The 26,807-nt window shown below is 56.8% G+C and carries 36 protein-coding genes; 18 read left to right on the top strand and 18 right to left on the bottom strand.

Going from position 1 to position 26,807, the window contains the following annotated elements; translation table 11 throughout:
• From FAES_RS09250 to FAES_RS09165, 18 genes are all read left to right on the top strand, one after another.
• Positions 1–291 carry a hypothetical protein gene (locus tag FAES_RS09250; protein WP_015330939.1) on the top strand — a complete coding sequence of 97 codons (291 nt, stop codon included), beginning with the start codon at positions 1–3 and terminating at the stop codon, positions 289–291.
• Complete coding sequence (locus FAES_RS09245) at positions 264–1,832, top strand: hypothetical protein (protein WP_015330938.1); 1,569 nt, start codon at positions 264–266, stop codon at positions 1,830–1,832. Before FAES_RS09250 ends, FAES_RS09245 begins: the two co-directional genes overlap by 28 nt.
• Positions 1,829–4,111, top strand: a complete 2,283-nt coding sequence (locus FAES_RS09240) for a hypothetical protein (RefSeq protein ID WP_015330937.1) — start codon at positions 1,829–1,831, stop codon at positions 4,109–4,111. Before FAES_RS09245 ends, FAES_RS09240 begins: the two co-directional genes overlap by 4 nt.
• Positions 4,108–4,434, top strand: coding sequence for a hypothetical protein (locus FAES_RS09235; protein ID WP_041257701.1), 327 nt, complete (start codon positions 4,108–4,110; stop codon positions 4,432–4,434). The genes FAES_RS09240 and FAES_RS09235 overlap by 4 nt, the downstream gene beginning before the upstream one ends.
• A gap of 5 nt (positions 4,435–4,439) precedes the next feature.
• A complete protein-coding gene (locus tag FAES_RS09230; protein ID WP_015330936.1) occupies positions 4,440–6,425 on the top strand; it encodes an SGNH/GDSL hydrolase family protein in 1,986 nt (661 codons plus the stop codon).
• Between the two features lie 173 nt (positions 6,426–6,598).
• Positions 6,599–7,531 (top strand): hypothetical protein, encoded by a 933-nt coding sequence (locus FAES_RS09225; RefSeq protein ID WP_015330935.1) that lies wholly within the window; start codon positions 6,599–6,601, stop codon positions 7,529–7,531.
• Positions 7,531–7,779, top strand: coding sequence for a hypothetical protein (locus tag FAES_RS09220; RefSeq protein ID WP_015330934.1), 249 nt, complete (start codon positions 7,531–7,533; stop codon positions 7,777–7,779). The genes FAES_RS09225 and FAES_RS09220 overlap by 1 nt, the downstream gene beginning before the upstream one ends.
• Before the next feature lie 58 nt (positions 7,780–7,837).
• Positions 7,838–8,782: an Ig domain-containing protein gene (locus tag FAES_RS09215; RefSeq protein ID WP_015330933.1), complete on the top strand. Its 945-nt coding sequence runs from the start codon at positions 7,838–7,840 to the stop codon at positions 8,780–8,782.
• Positions 8,783–8,799: 17 nt separating this feature from the next.
• Positions 8,800–10,764, top strand: coding sequence for a hypothetical protein (locus FAES_RS09210; RefSeq protein WP_015330932.1), 1,965 nt, complete (start codon positions 8,800–8,802; stop codon positions 10,762–10,764).
• Positions 10,765–10,791: 27 nt separating this feature from the next.
• Positions 10,792–11,142, top strand: a complete 351-nt coding sequence (locus FAES_RS09205) for a hypothetical protein (protein WP_015330931.1) — start codon at positions 10,792–10,794, stop codon at positions 11,140–11,142.
• Between the two features lie 75 nt (positions 11,143–11,217).
• Positions 11,218–12,045 carry a hypothetical protein gene (locus FAES_RS09200; protein ID WP_015330930.1) on the top strand — a complete coding sequence of 276 codons (828 nt, stop codon included), beginning with the start codon at positions 11,218–11,220 and terminating at the stop codon, positions 12,043–12,045.
• Between the two features lie 62 nt (positions 12,046–12,107).
• On the top strand, positions 12,108–13,253 hold the full coding sequence (locus tag FAES_RS09195; RefSeq protein ID WP_015330929.1) for a hypothetical protein: 1,146 nt from the start codon (positions 12,108–12,110) through the stop codon (positions 13,251–13,253).
• Between the two features lie 58 nt (positions 13,254–13,311).
• Entirely contained in the window at positions 13,312–14,109 is a 798-nt protein-coding gene (locus FAES_RS09190) for a hypothetical protein (protein ID WP_015330928.1), read from the top strand.
• Positions 14,096–15,532: a hypothetical protein gene (locus FAES_RS09185; protein ID WP_015330927.1), complete on the top strand. Its 1,437-nt coding sequence runs from the start codon at positions 14,096–14,098 to the stop codon at positions 15,530–15,532. Before FAES_RS09190 ends, FAES_RS09185 begins: the two co-directional genes overlap by 14 nt.
• Before the next feature lie 36 nt (positions 15,533–15,568).
• Positions 15,569–15,895, top strand: coding sequence for a hypothetical protein (locus FAES_RS09180; RefSeq protein WP_015330926.1), 327 nt, complete (start codon positions 15,569–15,571; stop codon positions 15,893–15,895).
• Between the two features lie 20 nt (positions 15,896–15,915).
• Positions 15,916–16,395: a hypothetical protein gene (locus tag FAES_RS09175; RefSeq protein ID WP_015330925.1), complete on the top strand. Its 480-nt coding sequence runs from the start codon at positions 15,916–15,918 to the stop codon at positions 16,393–16,395.
• Between the two features lie 2 nt (positions 16,396–16,397).
• Positions 16,398–16,850 carry a hypothetical protein gene (locus tag FAES_RS09170; RefSeq protein ID WP_015330924.1) on the top strand — a complete coding sequence of 151 codons (453 nt, stop codon included), beginning with the start codon at positions 16,398–16,400 and terminating at the stop codon, positions 16,848–16,850.
• 5 nt (positions 16,851–16,855) lie between these two features.
• Positions 16,856–17,335, top strand: a complete 480-nt coding sequence (locus FAES_RS09165; protein WP_015330923.1) for a D-Ala-D-Ala carboxypeptidase family metallohydrolase — start codon at positions 16,856–16,858, stop codon at positions 17,333–17,335.
• Positions 17,336–17,389: 54 nt separating this feature from the next.
• On the opposite strand, the gene FAES_RS28910 is transcribed toward FAES_RS09165, so the two are convergent.
• The 18 genes from FAES_RS28910 to FAES_RS09070 form a co-directional block, all read right to left on the bottom strand.
• Positions 17,390–17,959: an NUMOD4 domain-containing protein gene (locus tag FAES_RS28910; protein ID WP_051054052.1), complete on the bottom strand. Its 570-nt coding sequence runs from the start codon at positions 17,957–17,959 to the stop codon at positions 17,390–17,392.
• Between the two features lie 42 nt (positions 17,960–18,001).
• The gene (locus FAES_RS09155) at positions 18,002–18,226 is read right to left on the bottom strand and encodes a hypothetical protein (RefSeq protein ID WP_041257699.1); all 225 of its coding nucleotides are present in this window, start codon (positions 18,224–18,226) and stop codon (positions 18,002–18,004) included.
• A gap of 80 nt (positions 18,227–18,306) precedes the next feature.
• Positions 18,307–19,059 carry a hypothetical protein gene (locus FAES_RS09150; RefSeq protein WP_015330922.1) on the bottom strand — a complete coding sequence of 251 codons (753 nt, stop codon included), beginning with the start codon at positions 19,057–19,059 and terminating at the stop codon, positions 18,307–18,309.
• Positions 19,060–19,118: 59 nt separating this feature from the next.
• Entirely contained in the window at positions 19,119–19,523 is a 405-nt protein-coding gene (locus FAES_RS09145; RefSeq protein WP_015330921.1) for a hypothetical protein, read from the bottom strand.
• A gap of 48 nt (positions 19,524–19,571) precedes the next feature.
• Entirely contained in the window at positions 19,572–19,922 is a 351-nt protein-coding gene (locus tag FAES_RS09140; RefSeq protein ID WP_015330920.1) for a hypothetical protein, read from the bottom strand.
• 393 nt (positions 19,923–20,315) lie between these two features.
• Complete coding sequence (locus FAES_RS09130) at positions 20,316–21,368, bottom strand: DNA-methyltransferase (RefSeq protein ID WP_015330919.1); 1,053 nt, start codon at positions 21,366–21,368, stop codon at positions 20,316–20,318.
• Between the two features lie 4 nt (positions 21,369–21,372).
• The gene (locus FAES_RS09125; RefSeq protein ID WP_015330918.1) at positions 21,373–21,594 is read right to left on the bottom strand and encodes a hypothetical protein; all 222 of its coding nucleotides are present in this window, start codon (positions 21,592–21,594) and stop codon (positions 21,373–21,375) included.
• Entirely contained in the window at positions 21,591–21,983 is a 393-nt protein-coding gene (locus tag FAES_RS09120) for a hypothetical protein (RefSeq protein WP_015330917.1), read from the bottom strand. Before FAES_RS09120 ends, FAES_RS09125 begins: the two co-directional genes overlap by 4 nt.
• 45 nt (positions 21,984–22,028) lie before the next feature.
• Positions 22,029–22,238 carry a hypothetical protein gene (locus FAES_RS09115; protein ID WP_015330916.1) on the bottom strand — a complete coding sequence of 70 codons (210 nt, stop codon included), beginning with the start codon at positions 22,236–22,238 and terminating at the stop codon, positions 22,029–22,031.
• Positions 22,239–22,296: 58 nt separating this feature from the next.
• The gene (locus tag FAES_RS09110; RefSeq protein ID WP_015330915.1) at positions 22,297–22,914 is read right to left on the bottom strand and encodes a DUF4494 domain-containing protein; all 618 of its coding nucleotides are present in this window, start codon (positions 22,912–22,914) and stop codon (positions 22,297–22,299) included.
• Between the two features lie 32 nt (positions 22,915–22,946).
• On the bottom strand, positions 22,947–23,456 hold the full coding sequence (locus FAES_RS09105; RefSeq protein ID WP_015330914.1) for a hypothetical protein: 510 nt from the start codon (positions 23,454–23,456) through the stop codon (positions 22,947–22,949).
• Positions 23,456–24,160: a hypothetical protein gene (locus tag FAES_RS09100; RefSeq protein ID WP_148289329.1), complete on the bottom strand. Its 705-nt coding sequence runs from the start codon at positions 24,158–24,160 to the stop codon at positions 23,456–23,458. The genes FAES_RS09105 and FAES_RS09100 overlap by 1 nt, the downstream gene beginning before the upstream one ends.
• Positions 24,105–25,367 (bottom strand): hypothetical protein, encoded by a 1,263-nt coding sequence (locus FAES_RS09095; RefSeq protein ID WP_015330913.1) that lies wholly within the window; start codon positions 25,365–25,367, stop codon positions 24,105–24,107. The genes FAES_RS09100 and FAES_RS09095 overlap by 56 nt, the downstream gene beginning before the upstream one ends.
• Positions 25,364–25,807: a hypothetical protein gene (locus tag FAES_RS09090; RefSeq protein ID WP_015330912.1), complete on the bottom strand. Its 444-nt coding sequence runs from the start codon at positions 25,805–25,807 to the stop codon at positions 25,364–25,366. The genes FAES_RS09095 and FAES_RS09090 overlap by 4 nt, the downstream gene beginning before the upstream one ends.
• Entirely contained in the window at positions 25,804–26,016 is a 213-nt protein-coding gene (locus FAES_RS09085; protein WP_015330911.1) for a hypothetical protein, read from the bottom strand. The genes FAES_RS09090 and FAES_RS09085 overlap by 4 nt, the downstream gene beginning before the upstream one ends.
• On the bottom strand, positions 26,013–26,192 hold the full coding sequence (locus FAES_RS09080) for a hypothetical protein (protein WP_015330910.1): 180 nt from the start codon (positions 26,190–26,192) through the stop codon (positions 26,013–26,015). The genes FAES_RS09085 and FAES_RS09080 overlap by 4 nt, the downstream gene beginning before the upstream one ends.
• Before the next feature lie 4 nt (positions 26,193–26,196).
• On the bottom strand, positions 26,197–26,502 hold the full coding sequence (locus FAES_RS09075) for a hypothetical protein (protein WP_015330909.1): 306 nt from the start codon (positions 26,500–26,502) through the stop codon (positions 26,197–26,199).
• The gene (locus FAES_RS09070; RefSeq protein ID WP_015330908.1) at positions 26,499–26,789 is read right to left on the bottom strand and encodes a hypothetical protein; all 291 of its coding nucleotides are present in this window, start codon (positions 26,787–26,789) and stop codon (positions 26,499–26,501) included. The genes FAES_RS09075 and FAES_RS09070 overlap by 4 nt, the downstream gene beginning before the upstream one ends.
• Positions 26,790–26,807: the final 18 nt, after the last annotated feature.

The raw sequence follows: 26,807 nt of genomic DNA, 5'->3' as shown, positions 1-26,807 counted from the left end.
ATGGCAAACACGGCTAAAAAAGAATTCGTACCGAAAAGTATCTACGTCACCAACCAACCGGTCGTCGTGCTAACGCTGGAACAGTTGGAAAAAATCTATGGGCTTCATATCACCTATCAAGAGCGAGATAAGCTCACGATTCAACAGCAACAGCAGTTCGACGCCGAGATGAAGGCAATACATCGAGAGCTACGCAGAGAGGTCGTGAACGCCCGTCATTACTTCAAAATCCAATCGGTTCGTAACCGCAACAAAGCCCCCAAATGTATAGCCTCAACGGAGTCAAAATAGCCGCACCGGCAGGCGTCGACGGGCTGCGGCTGGCCCGGCAGCGCCACAAACAGTACTGGGGCTTCTTTCTACGCGGTGAAGCGATGGTAACGGGGCTGACGAACCTACAGTTCAGCGACCCCGTTGCCGTGCGCATACTGGAACAGGGTTTCAAGCAACTGCTGCCCTCGACTACGTTTGCCATTGACGTCCCGGGCCTCAACTACGAAGCGCAGATCGACTACGACACCTACAACCGGACGCTCACGGGCGTAACGGTAGGGCTGAAAAGCAGCAGCGTGGCCGACACGATCGCCCAGCGGGCCGCGACGGTCTACGAGCTAACCCCGTCGTACTCGTTCCCGCTGGCAGGTCGATCAATTGGCGATTTAATCACCCTGAAGGTATCGGCATGGATTGGCGATCGTACGGTCGTACCTCGCGCTGGTTACAGCGGTGTGCCATTTGTGGGTACGGGTGATGCCTCACTGGCAACGACCATTTACAAAAACACATCGAATCAACCCGTTACCGTACGGATTAAGGGTCGAATCGCGCTCAATATCGGCACGGCAGGCACCTACCAGTTATCAGGCGGCGGCTCCAGGCTCATTGAGGTAAACACTGCCGACGGGGCCGTAACGGCGTTGATCAACAAACAGCGGATTGTCGCGGCGGGCGATACGCTAACGCTGACGGCCTACGCCAACGGCAGCAGTCACCTCTACGACACCTCGACCGAACTGACCATCACCGAAGAGCCCGAATTGCTCACCTCGTACGCGGAGGGCGTAACGGTTGAGTGGGCGTTACGGCAGTTACTCGACAAAATGGGGCTGGCCGACGTAGATGTAGCTTCAGCGTGGCTATCCGAGTTTGGAGCGGGTAAGATTGCCACGGCGGCCGGATTGGCGGGCGACGACGAAGCGACGATTAGCCTATCACTATCGGGCTTGCTGGGCAACCTGTGCCTGTTGCATTACCTGCGGGTCGGCCTGACGGTCAATAATGCGCTGAGTCTGGAAGTGCGCAACGATGCCGAAACAGTGAGCGCCATTCCGTACAAGCAGATCCGGAACCTGAGCATTAAACGGGCCACTGAGTACGTCTACGGCTCGGTTACGTCGGGCTGGCCAGCACCGAGCGACACGACCCAGCGCCAAAGTGCCGACTACCGAGAACGAACGTACCTAACGGGGGTGCTATCGGGTAACGAGTTGTCGCTAAAGCCCACCTGGATTTGCGATCCGGCCCGCATTGAGCAGGCCCGACGCGGCTTACTGAGCCAGAACAGCGACAAGACGAAGGAAATCTACTACGTACCCGTCAGCCCTGATCGGCTCGACGCCGTAGCCATTCGGGAGCGGTGGGCTGATTGGTACACCTACAGCCAACTACCGGAGCTGCATACGCTCACGATCGACGCCGACGGGGCAACGTACCTGAACCTCGCGGATAGCGTAACCTACGGCGGGCCAGATGGCCCGGTAAGCGGCGAACTGCTCGACGCGGCCTATGACGAAACCACCCACTCACTGACCATAACCCTGCTTGTTCGATGAGAGTAGACAATGATTACGTATTCCTGCCGGTAACGCCCTCCGATACCGGCGCGACCGATGTACTCGACATCCTGCCCGGCGAAAACTACCGCTGGCTACTGGCCCGAACGGGCACGTTTGCGCCGGGCGATGCTATTCGGTTGGTCGACGCATCTGGGGTTGAAACCGTGGTCGGCTCACTGCGTACCGTTCGCGGCGAAACCTACACCGACCTGACGCTGACGGTTGGGGCGCTGCCGACCTCGTACCGGCAATTCGCGCTTTGCGTGGGCGACGTGCCCATCACGACCACGTTTTACCCCGATGAAGCGGGGTATGCGGATAGACTCGCCTACACCCGCGCCATTACGCGGCATCTGGCCAGTCAGCCGTTTATCGCGGTCGACGTGTGGCGCTCTGGCTACGTGGTCTACGTACGGCTGCATGACTCCGACCGGCTTCGGCTGGCTGAGCAGACCGTCACGGTCGGGCTGGGGAAGGTCGTCAAGCTCAATACCAACGCGCCCAGCTTCGTGGTCATGGATGGCGGTACGCTGAGCAAAGCCGCGGCTTGGCCGTACCGGGTCGACATCGGCGCTTCGATCGTGGCGGGTAACGTGTTCGTGTTCGGGGCGGAAGAATATACCGCCGTTGATGGCGATACGGTGGCCATAGTTCGCGCCGCGCTCGGGCTGCCGGCCGATCCGGAAACGCCAGTCGAGTTGCCAACCGCAACGTACCCAACCGCCTACGCCAAGCCCGACAAAGGCCGCTGGGATAATAGCAACGCGCCCACCCTGGCCCTGCGCTATACCGGCACGTCGGGCGGCGCCAACCAGTACGCGGTCGTGGTGGGTACGGACATTCTGCCTGGCAACGTCTATCAGATTTCAGTGTCAGGTCAACCCGACCGGGTAGCCGTAGCTGATGACACCTCAACGCCAACCACGATAGCCGCTGCGCTCGTATCGGGTGGGGTGCTGAGTGTCGCCGTGGGTACGGAACCCGTCACGCTTGTGCAGGCGGGCTACCAGACGGGCGATAATGTCAACAGCCCATCCATTACGCTCGAAGCACTTACGCCGCTGCCCTCGCGCACGGTACGGCGCTGGAATGGGTACGTGGGCAGTTCGGTCGCGCCGGGCAACAGTTACGAACTGTCGATTGGTGGGGCTGTTACGAGCTACACGGCGGCCGACGGCGACACGATGGCCGATGTAGTCGCGGCACTTGGTCAAACGCTCGTCGGGTCGGGCTTTACGATCGAGACGGCAACGGGCGTTGCAGTAACGGGCCTCGTCCGCCGCGGCCCCGCCTACCACGCGCCCGCCAACGTGGCACCGCTGACGCTGAGCCAGACCCCGCGCCCCGTCAAAGGGCCGTTGGTGGCTGAGCTGAACGTACCTGCTGATCTCGCATTGGGTAGCTACTGTCTCAAGGTCGGGTCGGGTGTGTCACCAGTACGCCTACGGGCGCAAACCCGGCTTATTACTGAGCCGCAAACCTCACTCGTGCGGTGGGGCGGCTTCGACGGGCTGGAAGACGGGCTACAGTGTCAACTACGCTTACCTCTGCTGGTTGAAAAGGCCCGGCTTCAGCAGTCCGAAAGCCTGAGCGCCGATCTGACGGGCAAAGCCGTACGGCAACGCGCTACGGCCCGACCTTGCTACACGCTCACGACAAAGACGCAATCAAGTGGGTTTCACCGGGCGTTATGGGCCGCGCTGAAATCGGGGCAGGTTGTGGTCGACGGGCTCGAAGTCGAGCAATTGGGGGAGTACACGCTGTCAGAAGGCTACGCACCCGACGGCTACCGCTCCCAGGGACGTACCCAGCTCTACGCGACACGGCAATTGGATACGAATTTAAATTGGGGCAACACGGCAGACTATGTATCAGGCAGTTACGCGCTGATTGAGGCCATTAATGGCGATGGGGGGCTAGCCATCTGGGTACGTGGCTATACGTTTGAGAGCGAATTGCGCGAAGGGGTGCAGGTGCCAGCCGGTGAATACGAGTTGCGCGTCGGGGTGGGCGCTGACACGCTGCAGCTACGCATCAACGGACCCGATGGGCTGGCAGGTCAATACACGCTGTGGGCCAATCAGACCAATCGGATTCGCAACGTGCGTTTCGAGCCTGGCGCCTACACGGTAAGCCTGTTGCCTGTGCCACATGAGTCGGTGGCCGGGGTTGTAGGCAGCGCGTTTGGCGACCCGGACACCGTATTGACCTATGACACTGAACTGACGAACAGACCAGATTATAGCCCAGACTTTAACGATGATTTTGACCAATGAGCATCACAGATCTTCGAGCATTAATTAACGCCCAAATAAAAGCTAACGGCGCGGGCCAGATTAGCGGGCCAACTCTGCAAACGATTCTGATCACACTGCTGGGGTTTGTAGAGGTACTAGCCAATCTATACGAAGGCGGGGTCACCAACGAGACATTGACCTATACGAGTTTCGAGGCTGCCGCCCTGGCCCCCATGCCCGCGCTCCCAATAGGGCAGAACGCAATCCTCGTTTCCGTGCCAAATGGGACAACAGGGCGCCCGAGCGTCTATGTAAAGTGGGGGGTTGGTGCCGATAAACTAAATCAGATTATTTTAAGCTAAAACCAATGAGAAGATACTTACTCTTAGCGCTTGCCGCTTTGATTACCGTTGGCGTTAACGCCCAAAGCAAGCGCATTGCCTACATGTCAGTAACACCCGACGGTGGTGGGCTATCGCTCACATTAAGCACAGGGGAAGCTGTGGTCTACAATTTTACTGCACTCCAGACCGCCATCTCCAACATATCGTCGGGCACAGTCAGCCCCGCCGAGCGGATTGCCTGGAATGCCAAAACGATCGCACCACAAACCTTCAAAGGGGGCTGGAACGCCTCGACTAATAGTCCGGCCCTGAGTGCCACGGCCACCACGCAGGGCGACTATTACGAGGTCACTACGTCGGGCACCACGTCGGTTGTGTCGGGTACGAGTACCGTCTACAGTGTGGGTGATAAGCTGCTAAGCAACGGAACCACCTGGACGCGCATCGCCGGTGTCACGCTGGGCACCACCATTGAGCAGGGAAAAAACCTCTTTAACGTCGCGGCTGTCCAGACGGGTAAGTATGTATCAAACTCGGGGGATGGCTCAATCGGTACGGCTACCGGCTTCAACCTCTCGCCGGTCATTCCTGTATCGCCGGGCGCCACCTATACCCTGTCGGGCCTGACCAATGGCTTACAGTACTCGATTCGGTTTGAAAATGCGTCTGGTACGTATGTAGCGGGTTCGGCTATTTCCAGCACGTCGTTCCCTTTCTCGTTTTCGGTACCTGCCTCGGCAGCCCAACTGGTGTTCACCTGCAAGTTCAACAGTGACGCGACGCAGCCCGCTTTGGTGCAACTGGAATTGGGCAGTTCGGCTACCGCTTTCACCGCCTATCGGGCGCCTGTCGTGACCGGTGTACAGGGCGGGGCGCTCAAGGCGGCTGAGCTGTTTCCGAATTCGACCATGAATGGCAAGGCGCTGGTCACCGCCGATCAGATCGCCAACGTCAGCACGCTATCGTTTGTGTCGCCCAAGAACCTGTTTAATCCCGCGTCGGTGACGGCTAACTCTGCCGTTTCGACGGGGGGCGATATTGGCACCTTTTCGGGCTTTACGATTTCAGACTACATACCCGTGACGGGCGGGGCGGTCTACACACTTTCCGGCACGACGGGGCAGAAAGCTATCCAGTTCGCCTCAGCGGCTAAGGCAAAGGTCGGCTTTGCGGTCACCTCGACCTACCCCTTCTCGTTCACCGTGCCCGCCACAGCCACCTACCTGATCTTTACCGCCAAACGCAGCGATGAATCGGTTATTTCGTCAACCCTGATGCTGGAGGCCGGTAGCAGCGCCACAACCTATGAGGCGTACTTTACGCCCTACGTGTCGGGGCCGGTGCAGGCCATCCAGCTCGCCGCTGGCACCAAAATGGCGGGCAAAACGGTCGCTACTACCGATCAATTGCCAACCGGAACGCCACTGCCAATCAATTACACAAAAATACTGGCGGTCGGTAGTTCAATTACCGATGGGGTTGGCGCGAGTGCGGATTCCTTGAAATACCGCAACGTGCTACAGGCGACCCTTACTGCAGTATTGGGGCGTTCGATTACGGTCGTCAACGGCGGGCTATCGGGTCAGAACTCATCGGCTAACCTGTCGGCGTTGCCAAGTCAATTGGCGGCTAATAATCCCCAAGTTGTGTTAATTGAGGCCAATATCAACGACGCCAAAAGCACCACGGCGGGCGTGGGTCGTTCCACCTCGGAGAGCAACCTCAATAGCATGATTGATCTGGTGATTGCGGCGGGGGCGGTGCCTGTACTGTGGACGGCGGGGCCGCTCGATGTTACCACCGGGACGGGCGGCGCATTCTCGGATACGAAACGACTGCAGCTCAACGCAACGGTACGAAAGATTGCTGCCGCCCGCAACATCCGGCTTATTGACATTGGTGTACATTCGGCGTACAACTTCCTACTGCTGGCCGACGGCCTTCACGGAAACGACCGAGGCCATCGGTTCAATGCCGAATGCCTGGCGAGCGGGTTTTTAAGGAATTAATCAAACAGCACATCGTTTTAAAAAAGTACCGATCTAACCCCACCGATACCCGTCGGTGGGGTTTTTCAATTCACACCGGCACACAAACTGACTACCAACGAGTTACACCCCAAAAAGCCGTCATAATACACATGCCCTCGTAAAGCTGCCCAGCCCAGCCGCCAATTTCGGGTATGCTCAGAGCGGAAATCATCAGTGGCTATGTACACGGGTCTACGGCAGTTACGGTCGACGTAACCGCGCAGGGGTCCGGTACAGTCGTACTGATTAGTCGCGGCGACTGGACGATTGGCTACGCCACGACGACCGGCGCAGCTACGCTCACGGTGCCCGTGACGGCCCTGTCGGCGGGTGATGTGATCCAGGCCAGCTACACCGAGCGCGGGGCGGGCTGCGGCATTCCGCGCCTGGTTACCGAAGCCGACGGGCAACCGACCGGCTGGATGCTCCCCGCTACGATCGAGGTTGAGCGGCCTGACGGCAGCGTCGACACGCTATCGGCCACCGAGTACGAAACAGAATTCGGGGCCGAACCCGCCGCGTTTTACGACGCGCTCAAAGCGGGAAAGGTCCGGCTGCCCGACACCTACGAAACCAATCCCGACAGCACGACCCTACTGTACGATCTGGCCATTGAGCAGCGGGCGGGCCAGACCACGGTTTCGGTACTGCCACGCCCGAACGAAGCGCTGCTGGTGGGCTATAACGGCGGCTTGCCGATTTCACCGCTCCCCTTCACGGTGACCACGGCCCAAAACGTGGCCATCGCCGTCCGGCGCGACATCATCGGCAGCGCTATTACGACGCGCACGATCTCGCTGACCGTACTGCCCTCAGCGCCGGTTGGCTCGGGCGTGATCAATTCGGCCTCGTATCGCTACAGCAGCAGTTCGTTTCTCTCCATCTACATCAACTGTGCCGTGCCGGTCGAGGTGATGATACCAGGCATTATGTCGGGCGCGTACCAGCCGGGCATCAGCTACGACCCCAAGTTTCAGCAGGTCAACTTTCCCTCGGTGCCCGCTGCCAACCGGACGGCTACGATTCGGGCCGTTGGCGAGACGAATCCGGTCAACTATTTCTCACTCTCCTTACCGCTACTCTAATGGCTAAGAAGCAAGATACTCCCGAGCTAACAACCCGAACCGCGATTGAGCCGATCTACGCTGATTTCCTGACATCGGTCGATCACGGTAATGGTACGTTGATTTTCAGTACCGACCGCGCTGATGGCGATACGGTAAACGTGGTCATCAATGGCGAAACGTACGTCTCTGAGCCCGTCGCTGACGGCCAGTTCTGGATCGTAACGGGCAAGCCATTGCCCCAATTCTCAGTGCGCATATCCAACTGATCTTTCCCGTTTCGGCGGGGTAACGGGCCGCGTCAACTCACTCTAATTTTTCTCTACCATGTCCAAATTAGGCGAAGTCATTGCCGATCCGCTATCGACGGTACAGGGCAACCGCAAACCCCAATCGGGCGTCAAAAAGCCCAAATCAAACTTTATCGCTGCCGCTTTCGTGGTCGCGGGTACCCTGCCCGATCTGGGCCAGAGCTATACCCCGCCGAATGGAGGTAGCGCCGCCACACTGACGGCGGCCACCTTGCCCGGTGTGCTGAAAAAGCTGTGTTACGCCGGACTGGCTTCGTTCTTCGGCAACGGTCAGATCAATGGCAAGCGCGGCAAGTTCAGTGAATTCAAAGAGGCTTTCGCCTACGGCACCCGCACGACGCCGCGCCCGACGGGTCTGGGTGAGTATGCGTACATGATCGATTACGCCGACCAACTCTTCAACGTCGAGTTCTTCAACGCGCTACGCGAACGGCAGACCCCGTACGACATCTACCTGTTCTCGGACGCCCACGTTGAAATCGTGCGCTGGAGCCTGCAAAACCCCGTGTACCAAAACATCGGTACGGCTGTCGATGGCGACATCAAAAAAGACATTCCGGGCGCCTTCGAAATCGCCTGCACCTCGCAGGGTGAGCCGCTGCCCGCCTTTGGCGTCGTATTGGCCACGCTGACCAACGATGTCGCCTTCACGTTTGGCGCGCCGACGGTCACCAACCTCACGCCGGTAGTCGGCGGCATCAACCGGTTCTCAATGGCCTCGACAGCGGCCACCTTGACGCCGGTACTGAACGAAGCGACGCAGGCCGCTGGCTCAGGCATTGCCTACTCGGTATTCCTCAACACGTCGGACGCCGCACCCGCTGCCGTCACGGTCAACACCTCGACGGGTGTGGTCTCGATCGCTACGACCCTCACGACGGGCACATACCGCTTCACGCTGGTGGTCGAAAACGCGACGGGCGTAACGGGTAGCTATTCTTTCACGATTGACAAGGCCTAAGCGCCGCCCCTTGAGTTATGCTCGATTTTAACCGGGACATCCTGCCGTATCTGAGTGGCGACGGGCCGCGTCATGCCTATTATCAGGCATCGATTGCCCACCGCGACCGGCTACGGCAGGCGTTCCGGCGGGCGTACCCGGTGTACTTGGACCTGAACCGGCCCAACGAAACCAAAGAGAGTAAGCTGTACCGCCGGGTTATTTACAAAAACCCGTTTCGCCCCCTGCGCAACCGGTACATTGAAACGCTCGACTACATTTCAAAGGCCGACGATTTCGTCATTCAGTGGCCCGCCGTCGATGGGGATGCCACCGACACGACCGAAACCTATTGCAACGCCAACTTTTCGAGCGACGGATCAGTCAACGACTGGTATTGGCGGCGCGTACGGCCCCTCTACGTGCATGACCCCAACGCGGTCCTGCTGGTTTTGCCGCTGGATCAGCCCGAATCGGACACGGTACGGGCCAAGCCCCGTCCGGTACTGATTCCGTGCGACAAGGTGTATCAGCACAAAAAAGGCCGTTTCTGCGTGGTCGAGTTGCCCCGCAAATCAGACGAGCCGCGCCGTCTCGCCTTTGTCGATGCCGACAGCTACGCCATTGCTACGTACCTCGGCATCAAATCAACCGACGCCGGCCGCCTGTCGACCTGGAACGTGACGGGCCTTCGTTCGGTCGAGGCGGGTAGCGGCTTTTTAGCCCCTTTACACAACTGCCCCGTCATGCCCGCCTGGAAGCTGGGTAAGCTACAGGACGAAGAGGCGGAATACGACGGGTCCGATTATCAGGAACGCAAAAAAACGGGTAAGACCACCCGCGTGGTGGCCGACGATCCCGACGAAGAATACTACGAATCGCCGCTGTCGCCCGCCCTCGAATGCATCGAAGCGGCGCAGCAAAACAACAACGACGCCGACGTTGAGACGAACCTGCATGTGTCGTCGGAAAAATGGGAGTACGCCACCCGCGAATGCCCATCGACGAGACTACCCGAAAGCGACCCACGCAAGTGCTACAACGGTACGGTTACCCTGCGAGACGCCGACGGGGCCATACTGAACGAGTCGCCCTGCACCGTCTGCGGTGGGCATGGCACGGTGTCCAGCGGATCGGCCACGGGTAAGATTATCGTTACCGCGCCAACGGCGCAAAGCCTGTCTGACGAGGGAATGCGCACCAATCTGCCCATACCGCCGGGTGGGTACATTCCGCGCAGCATTGAGCCGTTGAAAGCGCTGGAAGAACGCTACGCCCGCAAAAAGGCGGAAGCGTACGCCACGCTGAACATGCAGTTCCTGGAAGTGACGCCCACCACGGCGTCGGGCACCTCGAAGCGCTTCGACCGCGAAGAGTTGTACCGGGAGCTAAACACCCAGGCCTCGCACCTCTGTGCGCTGCTTCAGCAGACGTTCGATGCCATCACCTACCAGCGCTACGGCCCCGATGCCCCGCGCCCGGTGGTGATTGAGCCCGTCCGATTCTCGCTCGAAAATGCCGAAGAAACCCGGCAGGAGCTGATTGACGCGGTAAAAAACAACTTCGACGCCAACCTGCGCAAGCCCCTTGAAAAGAAGCTCATCAGCTACCAGACCGGGCCGGATTCGGACGAGTACCGCCGCTACGAACTGCGCGAACGGCTCGACCCATACCCAAACCTCGATTTGGAGAAAAAGCTGTTTCTGGCTGCCTCGATTCGGGTGCTGTACAAACCGGGATCGGCCCAGTTGCAACTCGCCATCGAAGAGGTCATGCTGTCAGCCTACTTCGAAGCCATCCTCAACGAGCAGCTACGCGACAGCGGCCCAGGCTTTTGGCTGCTCGACAACAAGGCGCAGTACACGCGCATGATGGAATCAGCCCGTAAGCGGGTCGGCCCAATGAGTGAACTACCCATTGATCCAGCCACGGGCAAGCCCATCAACGGCAAAATCACGTTGGAACCGCCGGTCGATTTTAAGAACACCAATCAGGTCAACTAAAACTTTCACTTAAACCAACCCCACGCAATGGCAAAGAAGCTAAGCGAATTACTGCCCACGGATGAAGTCGTACTGGCTTACGGCGCCCGTGAAGAATACGACGCCGGGAAACGGCGCATGGTCGAGGTCGAACCCGAAAAGGAGGCCGTCAGCACCTTCGCCCATTTTCAGGAACTGAGCAGCAACGAAGATGACTACGACGCCGAAACAGGCATGTCGCAGATCGCCGGACGTACGGTAAAAATCATCGGTACGCCCAAATACCGCGACGAAGACAACCCGATGGTTGCCGGCGGCAAAATCAAAGTGCTGGACAAAGCAGTGCCGCTGAGCAAGGAAAAGGAGGAGTCAACTCCGCCCCCGCCACCAGTCGAGTAACCCATTGCCTCACATTACCCGATCCGATAGGATCAAACCCAAGAGTAAACCGGCGGCACCTGCCGCAAACCAACCATGAAATTACGCGACCTATTTACGCAACTGGCTTCTGACGCGGGTATCGCTGCCGACGACGCAAACCTGACTGCCCTCGCCGCCAAGATTCCCGAAGACGCGGAAGCAGATGACGAGACGATCGTAAAGCCCATCCGCGAAAACCTGCTAACGGTGTCAGCGGCTGAGAACAACGAGAAAATCAAAGGGAAGTTCACGGCCCTGGCGCTCAACGGCGTCGACGCCACGATCGACCCGGTGCTGGTTGAACTGCTTGGCGAAGAGGGGGCCAAAACCTTCAAAGCTGAAAATAAGACCACCCACAAACGGGTAGCTAAACTGCTTGAGCAATTCAAAGCCCAGAAAAAAGGCGGCGATACGAGCGAAGCCGCCAAAACGATTACCGAGCTAAACAACCAGTTGGCTCAGATCAAAACGACGCACGATACCGAGTTGCAGACCCTGAAAGACAGCTTTGCGCGGGATCGGTTTTACGACCGGCTAAAAATCAAGATTGTCAACCGGGCGGACGTGGTTGATCTGGCGAAAGAAGAAGACGGCCTGTTGGCGCTGACAGCTCTTGACAAGAAGCTGGGCGCCGTCGGCGGGGTTCTGGACGTGAATACGGGCAAGATCATGAAGAAAGAAGACCCAACGCTCGAACTCTTCATCAACAACAAGCCCGCTACCGTCGACGGCCTACTGGACGATACGCTCAAGGAGCGCAAGTACATCAAAGCATCGAATCCAGCCCCGACCAATCCGGTCGAGGTGCCGGCCGATGACAAAGGAGGGCAGGGGGCTTCGGCGGCGCAAGCTAAGATGGCGTCCTACCTCAAAGACGAATAGCCTACGGTAGCGACACGGGGTCACTACTGCCACTGACTACACAACCACGATAAGACAAGCTCATGGCTTCAAATCGGAATCTGACTGGCGCGCGCATCGCAATGGCGACGATCATGCACACGCTGAACAACAACCGCAAATTCACCAACATTGGTACGTTGCAGGCGCTTCGGTCGCCCCAACTCGCCGCGTTGATTGCGGAAATGAACCCCAAAAATGCCCAGAACGAAAACCGGCTGAGCATCATTCAGGGTCAGGCCACGCCCACGGCGCGGGTTCAACTCTCCTACCGCCCCCAAAAGGCCGGTACGGTCAAAACCTCGCGCACGGTGGCATCGGGCGCCCGGCCCAACGACGCGGTAACGCTGAACGTAGATTATGCGCTGCACCGCGAACTGGATGCCGACTTTGAAACGGTCGACTTCATGATTCTGGAAGCGGAAGCCGAACGCTACCTCGACCAGGTCAACGCGGGCAAGTTCGTCGGCACGGCGGGCGAGTACAAAACAATGGGCATCGTGGGCGAAGCCATTGTGTCGCGCCTCGAATCGGTGTTGCAGTCGGTCAACAGCGCGGCCCTGTCGGCGGTCATTGCGGCCGTAGGCGGCAACCTGACATTGGGGGCAACGTCGCCCACCAACACGGCTGTACCTGACATCACGCTCTACAACACCGACAACAGCATCAAGCTCGATCTGTGGGAGTGGATCAACAACGTGAAAACGGTACACGCGATGGTTGGCAAGCCAATCATTATCGGCGGCAACAAGGCGCTGGGTTGGATGAACCGGAAGGGCATCGTGTCCATGTCGTCAATCGGCTACGACTACACGAAGGTGTACAACGAGCTGGACTTCGAGTTCTACTACGATCCGGCGGTTGATACCGCGTCAGGCGCTGGACATATCCTGGTACTTGATCCGGGCGCGGCCTGCCTCGAAACGGTGATGGAACACGAAGACATCATCAAGCAGAAGAAAGTCGCCAACACCTCGTACGGTAAAGCGGCTGTAGCCGTTGCGCAGTACGGTGCCGACACGTTCGCAATGGATCTGGATTTGCGCGTGAAGGAGTACGATACCGCCTATCCGAAATGGACGGTGACGCCTTCAACGCAGTTCGGCATCTTCACCCGTCCGGCTGGCTACTTCAAAGACTACGGCGGATGGGATACCTACACGGGTATCGTACGCGCCCGCCTCGTCTAGTGATCACCAACGTACCTGCTGGACAACTCCGGCAGGTACGTTTCTTTTCCCCTTCGTCATGCAGACTCAAACCGCCGCCGCCTCGCTCTACGCGATCTTGGCCACGTACCCAGCCGACCAACGCGACGCCATTCTCGTCGCGCTCTGCGCGCTGCAACTGGCCGCCGTGCCCGGACGCGGAACCGCCATTGTCGAGCCGGACAAGCCCGTGGTCGACGTACCCGTCACTCCTGACGTACCCGCCGACGAAAAGCCGGTGGTGGGCGGGTATGCGGACGGACAGGAAATCAAAAACTGGTACGGCGAGTCGATCAAAGCCCGCTACAAAGACGGTGTCTTGTACGCGACCAGCGGCGGGGCTGACACGTTCCGTGACCGGGGGTTTCTGGCCCAAATCGGATTGACGGCTGAACAGGCCGCGCTCTTCGCTGACACGGACCCGCGCAGCATTACTCCGATTGATACCGTACCTGACGTACCGGTGGTTGACGATAAGCCGGTGACCGACGGCGATAAGCCCGCGCCGACCGGCTACCGGGTGGAATACGGCTGGCGTTCGAATCCGAATCTGCTGGATGTCGAAGCCACGCTCGTTAACGGCGTGGTGAAGCTGCGTAACAAAGCCAATCCGGGGGCGCCCAATCCGTTAATCTACGAAGTCAACGGCGGCATTCGCATTGCCGAAACCGGCCAGCTACGCCGTAGCCTGGACGAGTGGGAATCGCTGCCGGGTGAGCCGATCCTGATTCACCTGTTCGAAGGTCTCGACGCGACCGACCGTTGGGTACTACGGAGCAAGTCAACCATTCACGCCGAACAATCGCTAACCGTTTTTCTGACCAATGGCCAACGCTGAAGTACTTCCCTATCCCGAGTTAGGCTACGGCCAGCTATCGGAAGGCCACACCCTACGGGCCAAACTGCCCGACGGTAAGCATCTGGTCTACACGCCACCGCTCAACCGTGACCCACACGAGTATTTGGCCGCGGGCGCGACGGCGATCAACGTCAACGGCGGGGTAGAGTGGAAAAACCAAACCATCGGCCCCGAATTGCGTGGCGTCTGTGGCGACGTGGCGTTTATCCAGGCTTACGGGGAACATGAGTTGAAGGGCAAGCCGCTGCGTGAGTGGACGCCCGAAGACTGTGTGGCCTGCGTTCGCATGGCGCTGAGCGATAAAAAACAGCAACACCGCTACTGGACCTCGCAGGCAGGGGAAGCCTACGACGACAGGGCCAAATGGGCGCTGCCGGACGGTTCGCCGCAAATGCGCTGGATTACCGAAGGGTTCGCGGCGGTGCTGGGCGAAAACGGCCATCACTACTTCGATCAGTACCGGGGCTTTGCTCTTTGCCGGTCAATCACCGAAGACTTTGACAAACGGGCTGTCGACATCCTGCGCCCCGCCTTTACCGACAATAAGGCGGCGCTCGACATCCTGCGCCAAACAACCGCCGACGACTTTTTGCACGAAGGCTATAAGCACCGCGACGGGCTGATTTCTTCGTACTACTCAGGACAAACCGACCCGCAAAAGTTCTTCGCTGGGCACCTGACCGATTCGACACTGCAACTCAACGCCCGGCGCGAGTTGGGCAAGGTCGCGCTCGATCGGACGGTGCTGGGTTTTGGCTGGTACGGCGAGTTTCAGACAATGGACCAGGATGTGTGGCACATTGAGTACCAGACGCCCTACCCCGATGGCGGCTACACGACACATTCACGGCCCCCGCGCTACCCCATGCCCGTACAGGTCGGAACAGCGCTGTGCGACTTTGCGCTGCTCAACGGCGTGTTTGGCTGGGAGTCGACCATGATGTTTGGGCCCAATCCGCGCATTCTCTACCCCGATTTTCTCGACATCAGCGGCAGAGGTAAATACAACGGCCCCGCCAACCCAGACCGTGCCCAAGCGGTGAGCTACTACCGGCCGGATATGACAGCGGGTTACCCGCCGCACCCGCTGGGCTACCAGGACGCGCCGCTCGTGGCCGTGAACTGGATCAGTCAGGTACGTTGGGGAAACTTCCGGTGGTGCAAGGCCAAACGCTCAGCCAGCAACCGGTGGTGCAGCAACGAGCCGACCTACGTCATTGACCGCTATCAGGCAGATGAACCGTGGTGTCTGGAAGGCGGGTGGGGTAACGAGGGTTGTTTGCTCGTGCTGGACTTTTCGGGTACGTACGGCCAGATCCGGGACTATGACGTTGCTACGTCCATCGGGCAGGTCAGCTTTCGTCACACCTCGGGGTCGTCCCGACTCTACTGGCTGAAATAGCCACCACACCATTCACGACATTACCTAACCAACGCGATGAACCAACTCTTTACGCCGGGAAGCTGGCAGTTCGACCTCCTCTGCCTGCTGATCACGGCGGTTGGGGCCGCGCTGGTAGCCGTTTTTATCAAGGCGCCCACGCATTTTGAGGCCATGAAAAATCTGGCTTTCGGCGTGTTCGGTGGCTTTGTCTTCTTCATGCTGATTACGGGCAAATGGCCCGATTTACACGTACGAATTCAGGTTGCCGCCGCGGGCCTCTGTGGCTTGTCTGGCAACTGGTTCGTGGATAAGGTCTTCAACTCGCGGGATGGCTGGTGGTCGAAAGCCAACCGGGCCGCGGGTGGCGACGAAAAAGATTAACCACCAGACTCCGATTAACCATGAACATTCTCTCAATTGCCGCCGGCGCCCTCTGCATTGTATGTGCGGCCATGATCTACGCTGACGCCGCTATTCAACACGGCTGGAAGCGATCGTTTCTAAAAATATCGCCCGCGCTCGGCTGGTTTGTGGCCGGCTTTGCTATTCCGCTATTCCCAGCCCAGGAAGCGCTGTTCTGTATTGGCTCCTACCTGCTGATTACCCACACGCTGGTCGAGATTATGAAACAGCGTTCTTCGTTTCGGGAAGCCCGCGACAAAGTGCCACCCGAAACAGACGAATGGATACGCCGCCGCAAACCCATTACGTGGGCGGCTATTATCCTGCTGGCTGGCTATATCGTGGCCAGTTGCATCGGCCCCATCAAGTCGGCCGACGCTGCGCAGGACGAACAACCCGTCGAACTACCCACCACCTCGCCCGCGCTGGAGCAATCAAAAACCGAATGGGATAGCGTCGGCCGGGAAAAGCCCCAATAGTCATGCGCTACAAACTCATCTGCCTGCTGCTGATCGGGGCCGCGCTGTTAATCGGCATCGGTTTCGCCACGGCCCAACGGCTCCCCAATTCACCGCTACGGGTGAACGTGGTTGATGACTGCTGCGGACAAACGACAGCCCTGCAAAAGCAGGTCGAGGGGCTACAGGCCGACACGGCCAACCTCAACAGGCGCAACCGCTACAATGTGGATTTGCTGAACACGACGCGGCTGGCTGGTAATCGCTACATAGGCGATTTGAAAAAGCAGATGCAGGCGATTGGCGATTCGTGCAAGGTGCTAGTCCGGATCGAGCGTGATAGGACTAAGAAAGAAAGCCAACGCAACCAGGCGGCGCGTGAACTGGCCGCGAAGGAAGCGACCCGTAACCGGTTTCTGGGTTTGGGTTGGCGCAAAGCGATGAACCGGGTACTCGTTGAACTCACTAAACCGTAAGCAGCATGACTCAATTCCCTGATTTTGGTAAATGGCTCACGCTGTCCGAAGCGATCAAATCGCAGACCGCGACCCGCAAAGGCATCAACAACATGCCGACGCAGCGCGAATACGACAACATGGTACGGCTCTACAATGCCGTGTACGTGCCGATCTGTGAACGCTTCGGCAAACTACCCGTTAGTTCGTTCTTTCGCTGTCCTGCGCTGAATAAAGCGGTTGGCGGCTCAGCGACGAGCGACCACGTACAGGGCCGGGCGATCGACATTGACTGCGACGGGCTGGGTGAAGGCTACCCCACCAACAAAGAGTTGTTCGAGTGGGTACGTACCCATTTAGAGTTCGACCAGGTGATCCAGGAGTTCCCAGACGCGGACGGCAATCCGGGCTGGGTGCATGTCGGCTATCGGTCACCGACACAAAACCGCAAACGAGCGCTCAAAGCGGTATCGCAGAACGGCAAAACGATTTACGAAGTTGAATAGATTAGGTTAAGGGATGGACGGACAAGCCCGGCTACTGTGTGGCCGGGCAAATCTTTAATGCTTTTGTATAGTATATATCTTATTGTCTACAATGCCTTTAATGCCATTGAGGTTGAGGCCAAAAGTCCTTCCAAGTGTACTAAGCTCTACTCCAGCACTATAAAGCATCCTTATTTGATTGGCCTGCTCATCTGTTAGTTTCCGGTTTCGTGCGGGCCTAGGTTTGGATAGATTACTTTTGTGAGCATGCATTGAATTCTCGCGTGCAGTAGCCCACTCTAAGTTAGCTACTGTATTGTCGTGCTTGACTCCGTTTTTATGATTGACGTGCGGCTTATTATTAGGGTTTGGCAAAAAATGTGTAGCAACTAAGCGGTGAACTAAATACATCTTCACCTTTTCATTTGGCTTAACTAATTGAGTTTGTAAGTAATACCCTGGCGCATCGTTTGCCTTTTTTCTCTGAAGCGTTTTTAGCTTAAACCCATACCTTAAAGATGCAACATTGCCCATGTTGCTTATTTGATATAGCCCCTCAAAACCGGCAATATCTTTCCAGATTTCATTTTGTTCTTCCATATATAAAAATACAAAAAAAGCATGGTATTTATTGGAAAATACCATGCTTTTTTGTTGGCTACTGTGTGGCCGGGCTTTTTGTTGCCGTTACAACCAATCAGGCTCATTGGATCGGGATACATTCGCCCATTCCGCCAACAGTTCATAGACGTTTTTGTAGTACCGCCAATGCCCAATGGCTTTGCCAACGGCTAATGTGTCAGGGGTATCCCTGAGTTGCACTTCATAGATTTTCCCGTTGACGTAGTTCGCATCTGTTTGGCCAATAAAAGTGGCCTCAATGACCATTGTGTCTAAATCTTGCTGTGCCATCTTACAAAAGTAGCTGAAAGGTTGAGGTTTCTTATTTTCTGCAAATTGACGCCAAAATTATCCCCCGAAAACGGCGCAAATTATTCCTTCAACCTGCGAGGGTATCTAATGCCCATTGTGAAGCCCCGCGTTAGCTCAGTAATATCTATCTCGGTTGGCTCGTCAAACCCTATCGTGATGGTCTGTTTTTGCGTGACAGCCCTCTCTAAATCGACTTGCTCCTGAATGTAGCGGCACGTCAGACCAAATGCCTGCATATCATCCGGCAGCGGCTCGGACTGCGCTAAGGTCATCCACCACAGATTGCGCGCTTCATCGGGTATGTTGGCCATTACATGCATGTAAAAGTCAGCCCAGGTATCAAAGCCGGTCGGCGGCGCGTCCAGCGTTGGTATGTTCTCTTGGAGCCGATCTCGCAGCCCCTTCAGCAGATCAAACGTTATCTGGTGGCTCATACCCCTAATGTCGTTAAATCTTCCTGCTTGGCATCCAGCGGAATCGTTACGGCATCGCTCTTTTTTAAGCAGACCCGACACTACGTAGTACCGTACCTGCGTGGGCTGGTTATCGCCCTCGTCATCAATCGATACCCAATTGTTGATGTTGTAAATCGGCTTGCCCTCGTCGTCGCGCCCCGTCACCGTGACTTTGGGCATAGAAAACCGGGCAGCGGTTAGCTCGTTGCCGTCGGCATCGAGAAAAGCAAAGTGCGCGGTCAATAGCGCGTTGCTCGTGCGGTCGCTCCACGCAAACCAGTGGCGGTGGATGGTTCGGCCGCCGGTTATGAGTTTGCTGGTTTTGAGGTGGCGAAAGGTAATTGGTGGCTTTGGCATAGTGCTAAGGTACGTGTTACCCCAACGACGTGTGCGAGCCGTTGGGGTGTGGGGTGGGGTTAGGCGATCTTGTTGATAAACTCAATGGGTGAGCAATTGAACTTGTCAGCAAGCTCACCAATGGCAATAGCGATGTTTTGGGGCTGCGTCAGATTAACCGCTTGCTCAATTGCTACAAATAATCCCAACCGTCGGCAGTTAGTCATCGTGATCTGAGACACATCAATGTGGCCGCGACTACACGTCCGAAACCAGAAATTACAGTGTACGCGGCTCTTTTCGTTGAATGGCTCAATAACCCCTTTGTAATAGGATTTGGCGTCCTGATAATCGAATTGAGCTACGTAGTAGCGCGTGTCCTTGTCACTGTCATATCCTGACCGAAAGGGCTTAGACACAATCTTGGGCTGTAGGTGTTCAATGACCGTAGCTGAACACAAGTAGAATTCATCTGCTGTTTCCATCGTTCGTTCTCGTCACAGGCTACCCGCCTGCGTGGGGTTGGGGGTTGGTTACCAATGCATGTTGTAAGGTGAGTCACTCGGCTCTTTTGGGTCGAACCATGTCTCAAACTCGCTATCGTACTCAAGGCCATGCGCTGCCATCACCTTTTTATTGATAGCAAGTTTGACCGAATCCTGAATGGGCACCCAGTCTATGTATGGCGTTTTAAAGTGCGTTTCGTAGAACTCGTCGGCCCGCTTGCTGCCCATTGGCGGCTCGGTGATGCAGGTCATTTCGATTTGATCAACCATCTCGATTTCACCCGCATGTTCAATTTGCGTGACGGTTGCTACCAGCGTTTTACCACAAATTGGGCATTGCCGGGGTAGCTTATATACTTTGCCTAATAAGTCGCTCATATAGGTGTGCTATGCTGGAGCGTAGGCAATGGCCTGCCCCATCATGTTAGGTGATACACAGATTTTGCGCTTACACGACCGGCAGTTCATCGTTAGTTCGAAAACTCCTTTGTTCTGTAATCGATCGTATTTATCCCACCAATCATCGTGGTCGTGCTGTGCGCCACAAAACGGGCAGGCGAAGTCGTCAGACCCCATGCTCACAAATACTGTTTCGTTCATTGCCAATGTCTTTATCGTGTTTCCAAAATCCTTTCTCAAGCCACACCTCTGCCCTATCCCTGCCCACCCGATACCGGAACGTTGATCCTGCCAACTGGTAGATCACCTCTCGATCAGTGACGCTCAGCAGCGTGAGGGAGCCGCAGCAGTCGGTGAGGGTGTCGCCGGGGGTCATGCCAGCCGCGCGAATAGTACATCCAGCGGCCCGAGTTCGCGTTCAATGCGCCGGCGGGCCAACTCTACGTATTCAGGATTCAGCTCGAGGCCGACGTAATGGCGTTGCAGGTTGCGGGCAACAATGGCCGTTGTACCTGCGCCCATGAACGGATCAAGCACGACGCCGCCAGCTGGGCAGCCCGCTTTGATGCACGGCACGATCAAATCAGGCGGAAAGGTGGCAAAGTGCGCCTCAGCAAAGGGCTTAGTCGATACCGTCCAGACGCTGCGCTTATTGCGGGTTTCGTAGGCCACATCAGCAACGTTAAGCAAACCAGCCTTTGTACGGTATTCTTCCGACTCTGACTCATTGTAGGCCGAAACATATTTATGCGTTTTATTGCCAGCTGCGCGCCCACCTACGGCTTTCATTGGGCCATTGGTTTTGCCTGGCACTCGATCACTACCCTTTTGCTCTTCGATGTTTTGCGAGAGCCGGGCAATTGTCGAAGCTGTGACGGGTTCTTTGATGGCTTGATGGTCGTAGTAATACCGCTCAGACTTGGACAGCAGGAACACGTACTCATGCGACTTGGTACACCGATCTGTCACGCTTTCGGGCATCGGGTTAGGCTTATGCCAAATAATGTCCTGACGCAAGTACCACCCATCGGCACGAAGGGCAAAGGCCAGCATCCAGGGAATGCCGATGAGGTCTTTAGGCTTCAGTCCGGTATAGCGTTTATTGCGGCCAATCGGTGAGGCATGCAGTACGCTGGCATGTTTGCCTCCTGTATGGCCGCCCCACTTACCATCATTGGCGTAGCTATCCCCAATGTTCACCCACAACGTACCTTCGGGCTTCAGCACCCGGCGTACTTCGCGGAATACGGCCACCAATCGATTGATATACTCGTCGGGTGTTTCTTCCAGCCCAATCTGGCCGGTGCAGCCATAGTCGCGTAGACCGTAATAGGGTGGCGACGTTACGCAGCAGTCGACCGAGTTGTCGGGAAACTGCGTAAGCCCGGTCAGGCAGTCAGTTTGGTAGATGTGGTTTCGTTTCATCGTCTTACAGCGTTACTTGGTTATCAATCGGCAGCAGGTTGGCCACCTTACACATGAGAATACGCCCATCATCCAATCGCAGCTTAGCCCGGCCCCGAAACGGGATTTCAGCCACGATCTCCACCAACACGCCCTCGTAAAAGCCTTTCGATTTGCCGATGGGTAGTCGGACGCGTTGGCGCTGACGGCGGCTGCGTTGGTGGGGAGTCGGGATTTGGCGGCTCATTTTTGAAACCGGTTACGGTTGGTCAGTCGTGACATCACCGAATCGGAAAACGTATTGACCCGGTGGCCATCAGCGCGCAGTGGCTTCATTGCTTCGGTTTCGTCGGGCTCACCAATAGCCCGAAAAGCCAGCCCGCCTTTCATGCAGTGTTCCCGCAAACCGGGGTGGGCATAGCGTTCGGGGTAAGCAGGCTTATACCACTCGTGCGTAGGCGTCAGGCGCTGCAACTCATTGTTGTAAAAGCCCGACCGGGCATCGGCGCCACAGGTGGGGCATTTCTTAAACATGGGCGTTACGCCGCTGTCGATGTCGCGGGTAACCAGTACATGGTTGCTCGGACAGGTGTAGGTATTGATTCGGCTCAGATTTGACATATTATGCTCGTTCATCGTATCGGTTAGGGCCACCCCATCGGGCAGCCCGTGGTGAGGGGGCTAGAAAATACTGGCTTGTTCGGGCTTGGCCGGCGCCATTCGCTTCAGCCGCGCCAACGTGGATTCGAGACAGGCAATCCGGTGGTCTGCCGTGTCAGGCTTGAGCCGGGGCTTTGGCCCTTTGCTCCATTCCGGATAGACCGACCGACGCATACTCAGTTCGCGTTCCAGTTCTTTGATTTCCTGTTCGAGCGTGATTTGCTTTGCCATAATGATCTTGCTTGAATCGCCCGCTGCCGTTGCCAGCAGCGGGCTTGTGAGGGATGGATTAGGCTCCGACGGGCTCTGACCAATCGGCGGTACGCTTGCCTTTTTTCTTCGAGGTCAGTACCACGTCGTCAGCATTGCCGACCGACTCGTCACGCGGCGTTTCAAACAAGCTCGTTTGATTGCTGGTCGATGACTTTTTGCCCTGCGCCAACAGGTCATCCATGCGATTGGCCCAATCGCCCTCCCAAATCTGGCTGTGTGGCATGTACACGGCCAGAATCGTGGTTACGTCGACGTTGACGATCTCGCGGGTCGTTAGCGAATCACGGAAGCTGTCACGAACGCGCTCAGAGGCTTGGCGGTCATCAATCGCGGGCACGATAAAGGTTTCGTACACGGTTTTGGCTTTGCCCGTAAATGTCTCGGTCTGGTACTTGGTCTTGACCTTCCAGAACGAATCGCCTTCCTGATGGGCGTGAAACAGTACATCCGAGCGACCAATTTTCAGTTTATTCAGCGCATTGACTTCCATTTCGGTAATGCGCGACTTCAGGTGTTCAAAGCATTGCTGCTCGGCGTCGGCAAATGACACCGCGTCGTGTAAATAGGACTCGGTCACCTGTTTAGGCTCACCGTCGACAAGCATTTCGTAACCGATTTTAGATTGAATCCACATGACTGTAAGGGGTTTTAACTGGTTTGAACGGATTATTTGAAAGGGTACATGGTCCGGCAAGCGTCCCGGATTTCTTCGTTATGGCCGTAGTCGAGGCCTGTCAGGTGCATGAATTTTTCGGCATCCCATTTCATCTTGACTTTGGGCTCCCCCGGTTTGCGCCGGGGTGGCTTGGGTGGGGTGACCAGCTTTACCTCGTAGCCTTCGGCCTGTAGCAGCGCCACGATCGTTTTACCCACGCCAAAGTTTTGACCAACGCGGGTGCAGGCTTCGCCCACGTAAGCGAGTTGGGCGTTGACGCCCCGGCTACGCAGGTTGGCGGGCATACCGGCCATGTGGTGAAAGCCGCCCACCAGCCAGCCCGCTTCGACAATGATTTCAATGTCGAGGGCCGAAAAGCCCAGGATCTTTTCGCGCAACTCAGCAACGGGAATCGTCAGGCACAGCCAGCGGCGTTCGTCGCGGTCGTAGATCACCAGGCCCGATTTATCAATGTCGGGATCAATGCCAGCCACATAGCGGCACTTAGGTTGATAGGCCATTACTCGGATTGGGTTTCGGGTTGGGGAATGGGTTGTGATGCCACGTCTTCAGCCTCAAAGGCTTTGGCGATACGCTCGGAGTTTTCCAGAATGGCAGCGACCTTACGTTTGGTCGATTCCTCTTTGAGTTGCTGAGCGGCCCGTTCGCCCGACGTTTGCTGGCCCAGGTTCGACAGGTGGTAATCCGAAACGACCTGCTCAAGACTCAGCGGCGGTTTCTGGTCGGCTTCGCGCCGACCGCGGCTGTTGTGCCGTTCGAGCCAGTCCGCCTTATGCTCGAGGTAGTTGGTCATGATCTGACGCAACCGGGCATCGTTGAAGGCGTTGTAGAGATCGAAGGGGTGCAGCTTGAAGTGTTTAAACGCCTCGATCACATCGAACACCGATTCCCGGCCGTACTCACCGTTACCCATGCCCATCAGCATGTCGGCAGCTTCGAAGATTTCCGATGCCGACATTTCGTTGGCCACGTTGGTAATCTTGAGCGAGTCCTGAAACGTCTTGATCAGAAAGCAGAGCAGCTTATGCAGCGTCGCTTCCCCGATGGTTTGCTTGACGACGAACATCTTCTTGGATTCAAAGGCCTTTTCGACCGACGATTCCCGGCGCAGTTCGGCCAGCACCATCCGCGCTTCGTCGTTGCGCTGGCTAAGCACTTGTCCGACCGTAGCGCATTTCAGCAAATCGATCAATGTCTGCTGCAAACTCGGCGTCGGTTTGCCGGACGGGGCGAGTGCTTGGGTTGGCTGTGGTTGCAGAGAAGTTTCCACGTCTTTTGCGGTCTACGAGTTGTTGATAGATGTCGCTGTACTTGCTGTTGAGGGCGGTAATCGAGGTGAAGTGGTAGAAGGGAGCCAGTTGGTAGGTTAGCTCAATGACCGTGGTCAGGAATTGCAGCACGTCGTCGTCGTCGTGGGGCTGCTCGTTTTTCTTCAGCGTGTTGAGAATGCGTTCCCCGATCTGTTTGGCCGCTGCCCCCTCTTTCGGCCCCCACGGTATGCCGGGCGTGCGCTCTTCGAGCATCAGGTGAATCTTGTGGCCGATCGTGTGTTCGGCGGCGGGCTTGCGGGCTCGGGCTGGCTTATCCCCATCGGGCTGCGCACTGTTGACAACTATGGCCTTAGTTGCCGCGCCCGGTGCTGGGTTGTTTTGGTCAGGCGTTGAGGTTGGTTCCTCGTCGGAGGTTTTCTTAGCTGGGTAAGAAAACCCTTCCCCGTCCGATTCTTCGCTTTGACCAGTCGGCGCGTCAGCGTCGACAAAATCAGGGGTAGGGGTTAAAGAGGTAGGATAAGAGTTATAATTAATTCTATTATCATTAATAGTCTTATACATCGGATTTTCGTCCGATGGTCCATCGGATAATTTTCCGATGGGCATCGGATTTTCGTCCGATGGTTCGGATGGTTTTCCGATGGGTTGAGGGGCTACCATCGGATTATTTTCCGATGGTTCGGATTTTGATCCGATGGGCATCGGACTTTTATCCGATGGTTCGGAAAAATCTCCGATGGTGGTCGACGTACCCATCGGATTATTTTCCGATGGTAGCTTATCGGCAGATTCAGCCTTGTTGGCTGCGATGCGTTGAGCCAGGGTGACGGCCTGTTCACCGAAGGCATACCAACTCGCGTTAGCCTGTTTATTGGTCGCGTGAGCAACGAAGAACCCTTTGTCGCAAAGCGCCTTCATGCGCCGGTACATCGTATCGGGCTTAAGTCCCAGAATAGGCAGTTGCTGGCAGATATGCTTATGGCTAAGCCAGTACCATACCTTACCCTCATCCGTTTTCGACAAACAGGACGCCGAATCCGCGAATGAACGGCAAGCCTCGATTATGGCCGCTTCGGCCAGATCAAGATCAAAGCCGCCTTCAACGATTGCGCGTTGGTCGATTGGAATGAGGTACTTCATGCGACCAGTGCTTTACGCCCACCGTAGGCGGCGGTGAAACTCACCATGTTATGCAGCATGCCCGCCCAATCCTGAATCATGCTTTTCAGTACGACGAACTGTTCGTCGGACACAACCAGCATGCAGCGCAGTGAGCGCAGGATCATGGCCCGTAGGTAGTGTTGGGTTTCGACTTCGAGCAGGTCGGCAACGGGGCGCATGTAGCCGCTGGTCAGTTGCTCAGCCAGCCAAAGCCCTTCCCGCTGAATGTCAATGAAACGTACCCGATCTAATCGGCATAACTTCCGGCCAATCTGACCGAGCAGTTCAAAGCAGGCTTCAGTCAGGCCAGCCAGCAGCGCCCGATCGGTGCCGCCCTGTGGGCCAAGTAGTGTCGGACCGACGTACAAGGCCGTTTGGGTGGCCAGTACGTGTAAGTTGTCGTTGGGTAGGCGGCTCATAGAAATAGCTCGATTAGGTAAATGCCCGAAAGCAGGGCGAAGACAAGGCCGATCCAAAAACCGACCAACGGCCAAACGGTGTCAGGTACGCCCTTCACCATTTCGGGCTGACGATTCGCCAGCAACTTCAGCGCGTCGTTGAAGTAGTAGTCGCCCGGTTCTTCGGGGGACAGCGGGCCGATTTGACGGGCGCGAAACTGGTTCTTCATAGCTTAGGGCGGCTGCAAAGTGAATAGAGCGAAGCAAGGCCAACCGGAATGGCCACCAACAGAGCGATGGAGCCAGGAAACGACAGGGCCAGGATCAGAAAGCCAGGGCCAGCCGACAGGCTGAGCAGAATCAGAACCATGAGGAAAAATCCAGCAATGAGAGCGAGACGTACCATCGTGTTAGAATTGGTTTAGGAACTGGTTGAGATCGGCGGGACGTACCCGGAAGTAGCCCGGTATGATTTCCGTTGCTTTAAGCGTGACCAGCTTGCCACCGCGGGCCTTTCGCCCTTCCCGAATGAATTGCCGGATCGAATCGGCGCTGTAGCCGATCATTTCGCCAACCTCATCGGGCGTGTAAGCATATTTACTAGTGGAAATCTGGGTGCGAAGCGTAGCGATTTCCGCTTTGAGCGGTGCTACGGACTTGTCGAGCATCGCCTGTAGCTCGTCAGGCGATACCGTGATAACCATCTGGGTATTCATAGGGCGCAGGTAGCTAAAAAGCGTTTTGTCTCGTAGTAGCCATCGTCGTCGGCCTCGTCGTCAGCCGCCTCGACACGCTCAACCCAAACCCACTCACCAGCCCCGTTTTTGGCTAGTTCTGAGTAGGTATCCCCGATGTTAGCGACCACCAACGCCCGATCAGAGCCAGCGGCCACGATGCGCAGGGCATCGCAGAAAGTGACGTTGTTTTCGTCGCTGTACTGAACGGCTAAAGCCCAGCGGGTAGCGGGGTCAATCTGTAGGGCGGGAGTTGGAAGCGTTGCCATAGGTCGTTGTGCGTTTGA

Origin of the sequence: Fibrella aestuarina BUZ 2, from assembly GCF_000331105.1 — a bacterium.
In the GTDB taxonomy this organism is placed as follows: Bacteria; Bacteroidota; Bacteroidia; order Cytophagales; family Spirosomataceae; genus Fibrella; species Fibrella aestuarina.
This window is presented reverse-complemented; position numbering and strand designations above follow the sequence as displayed.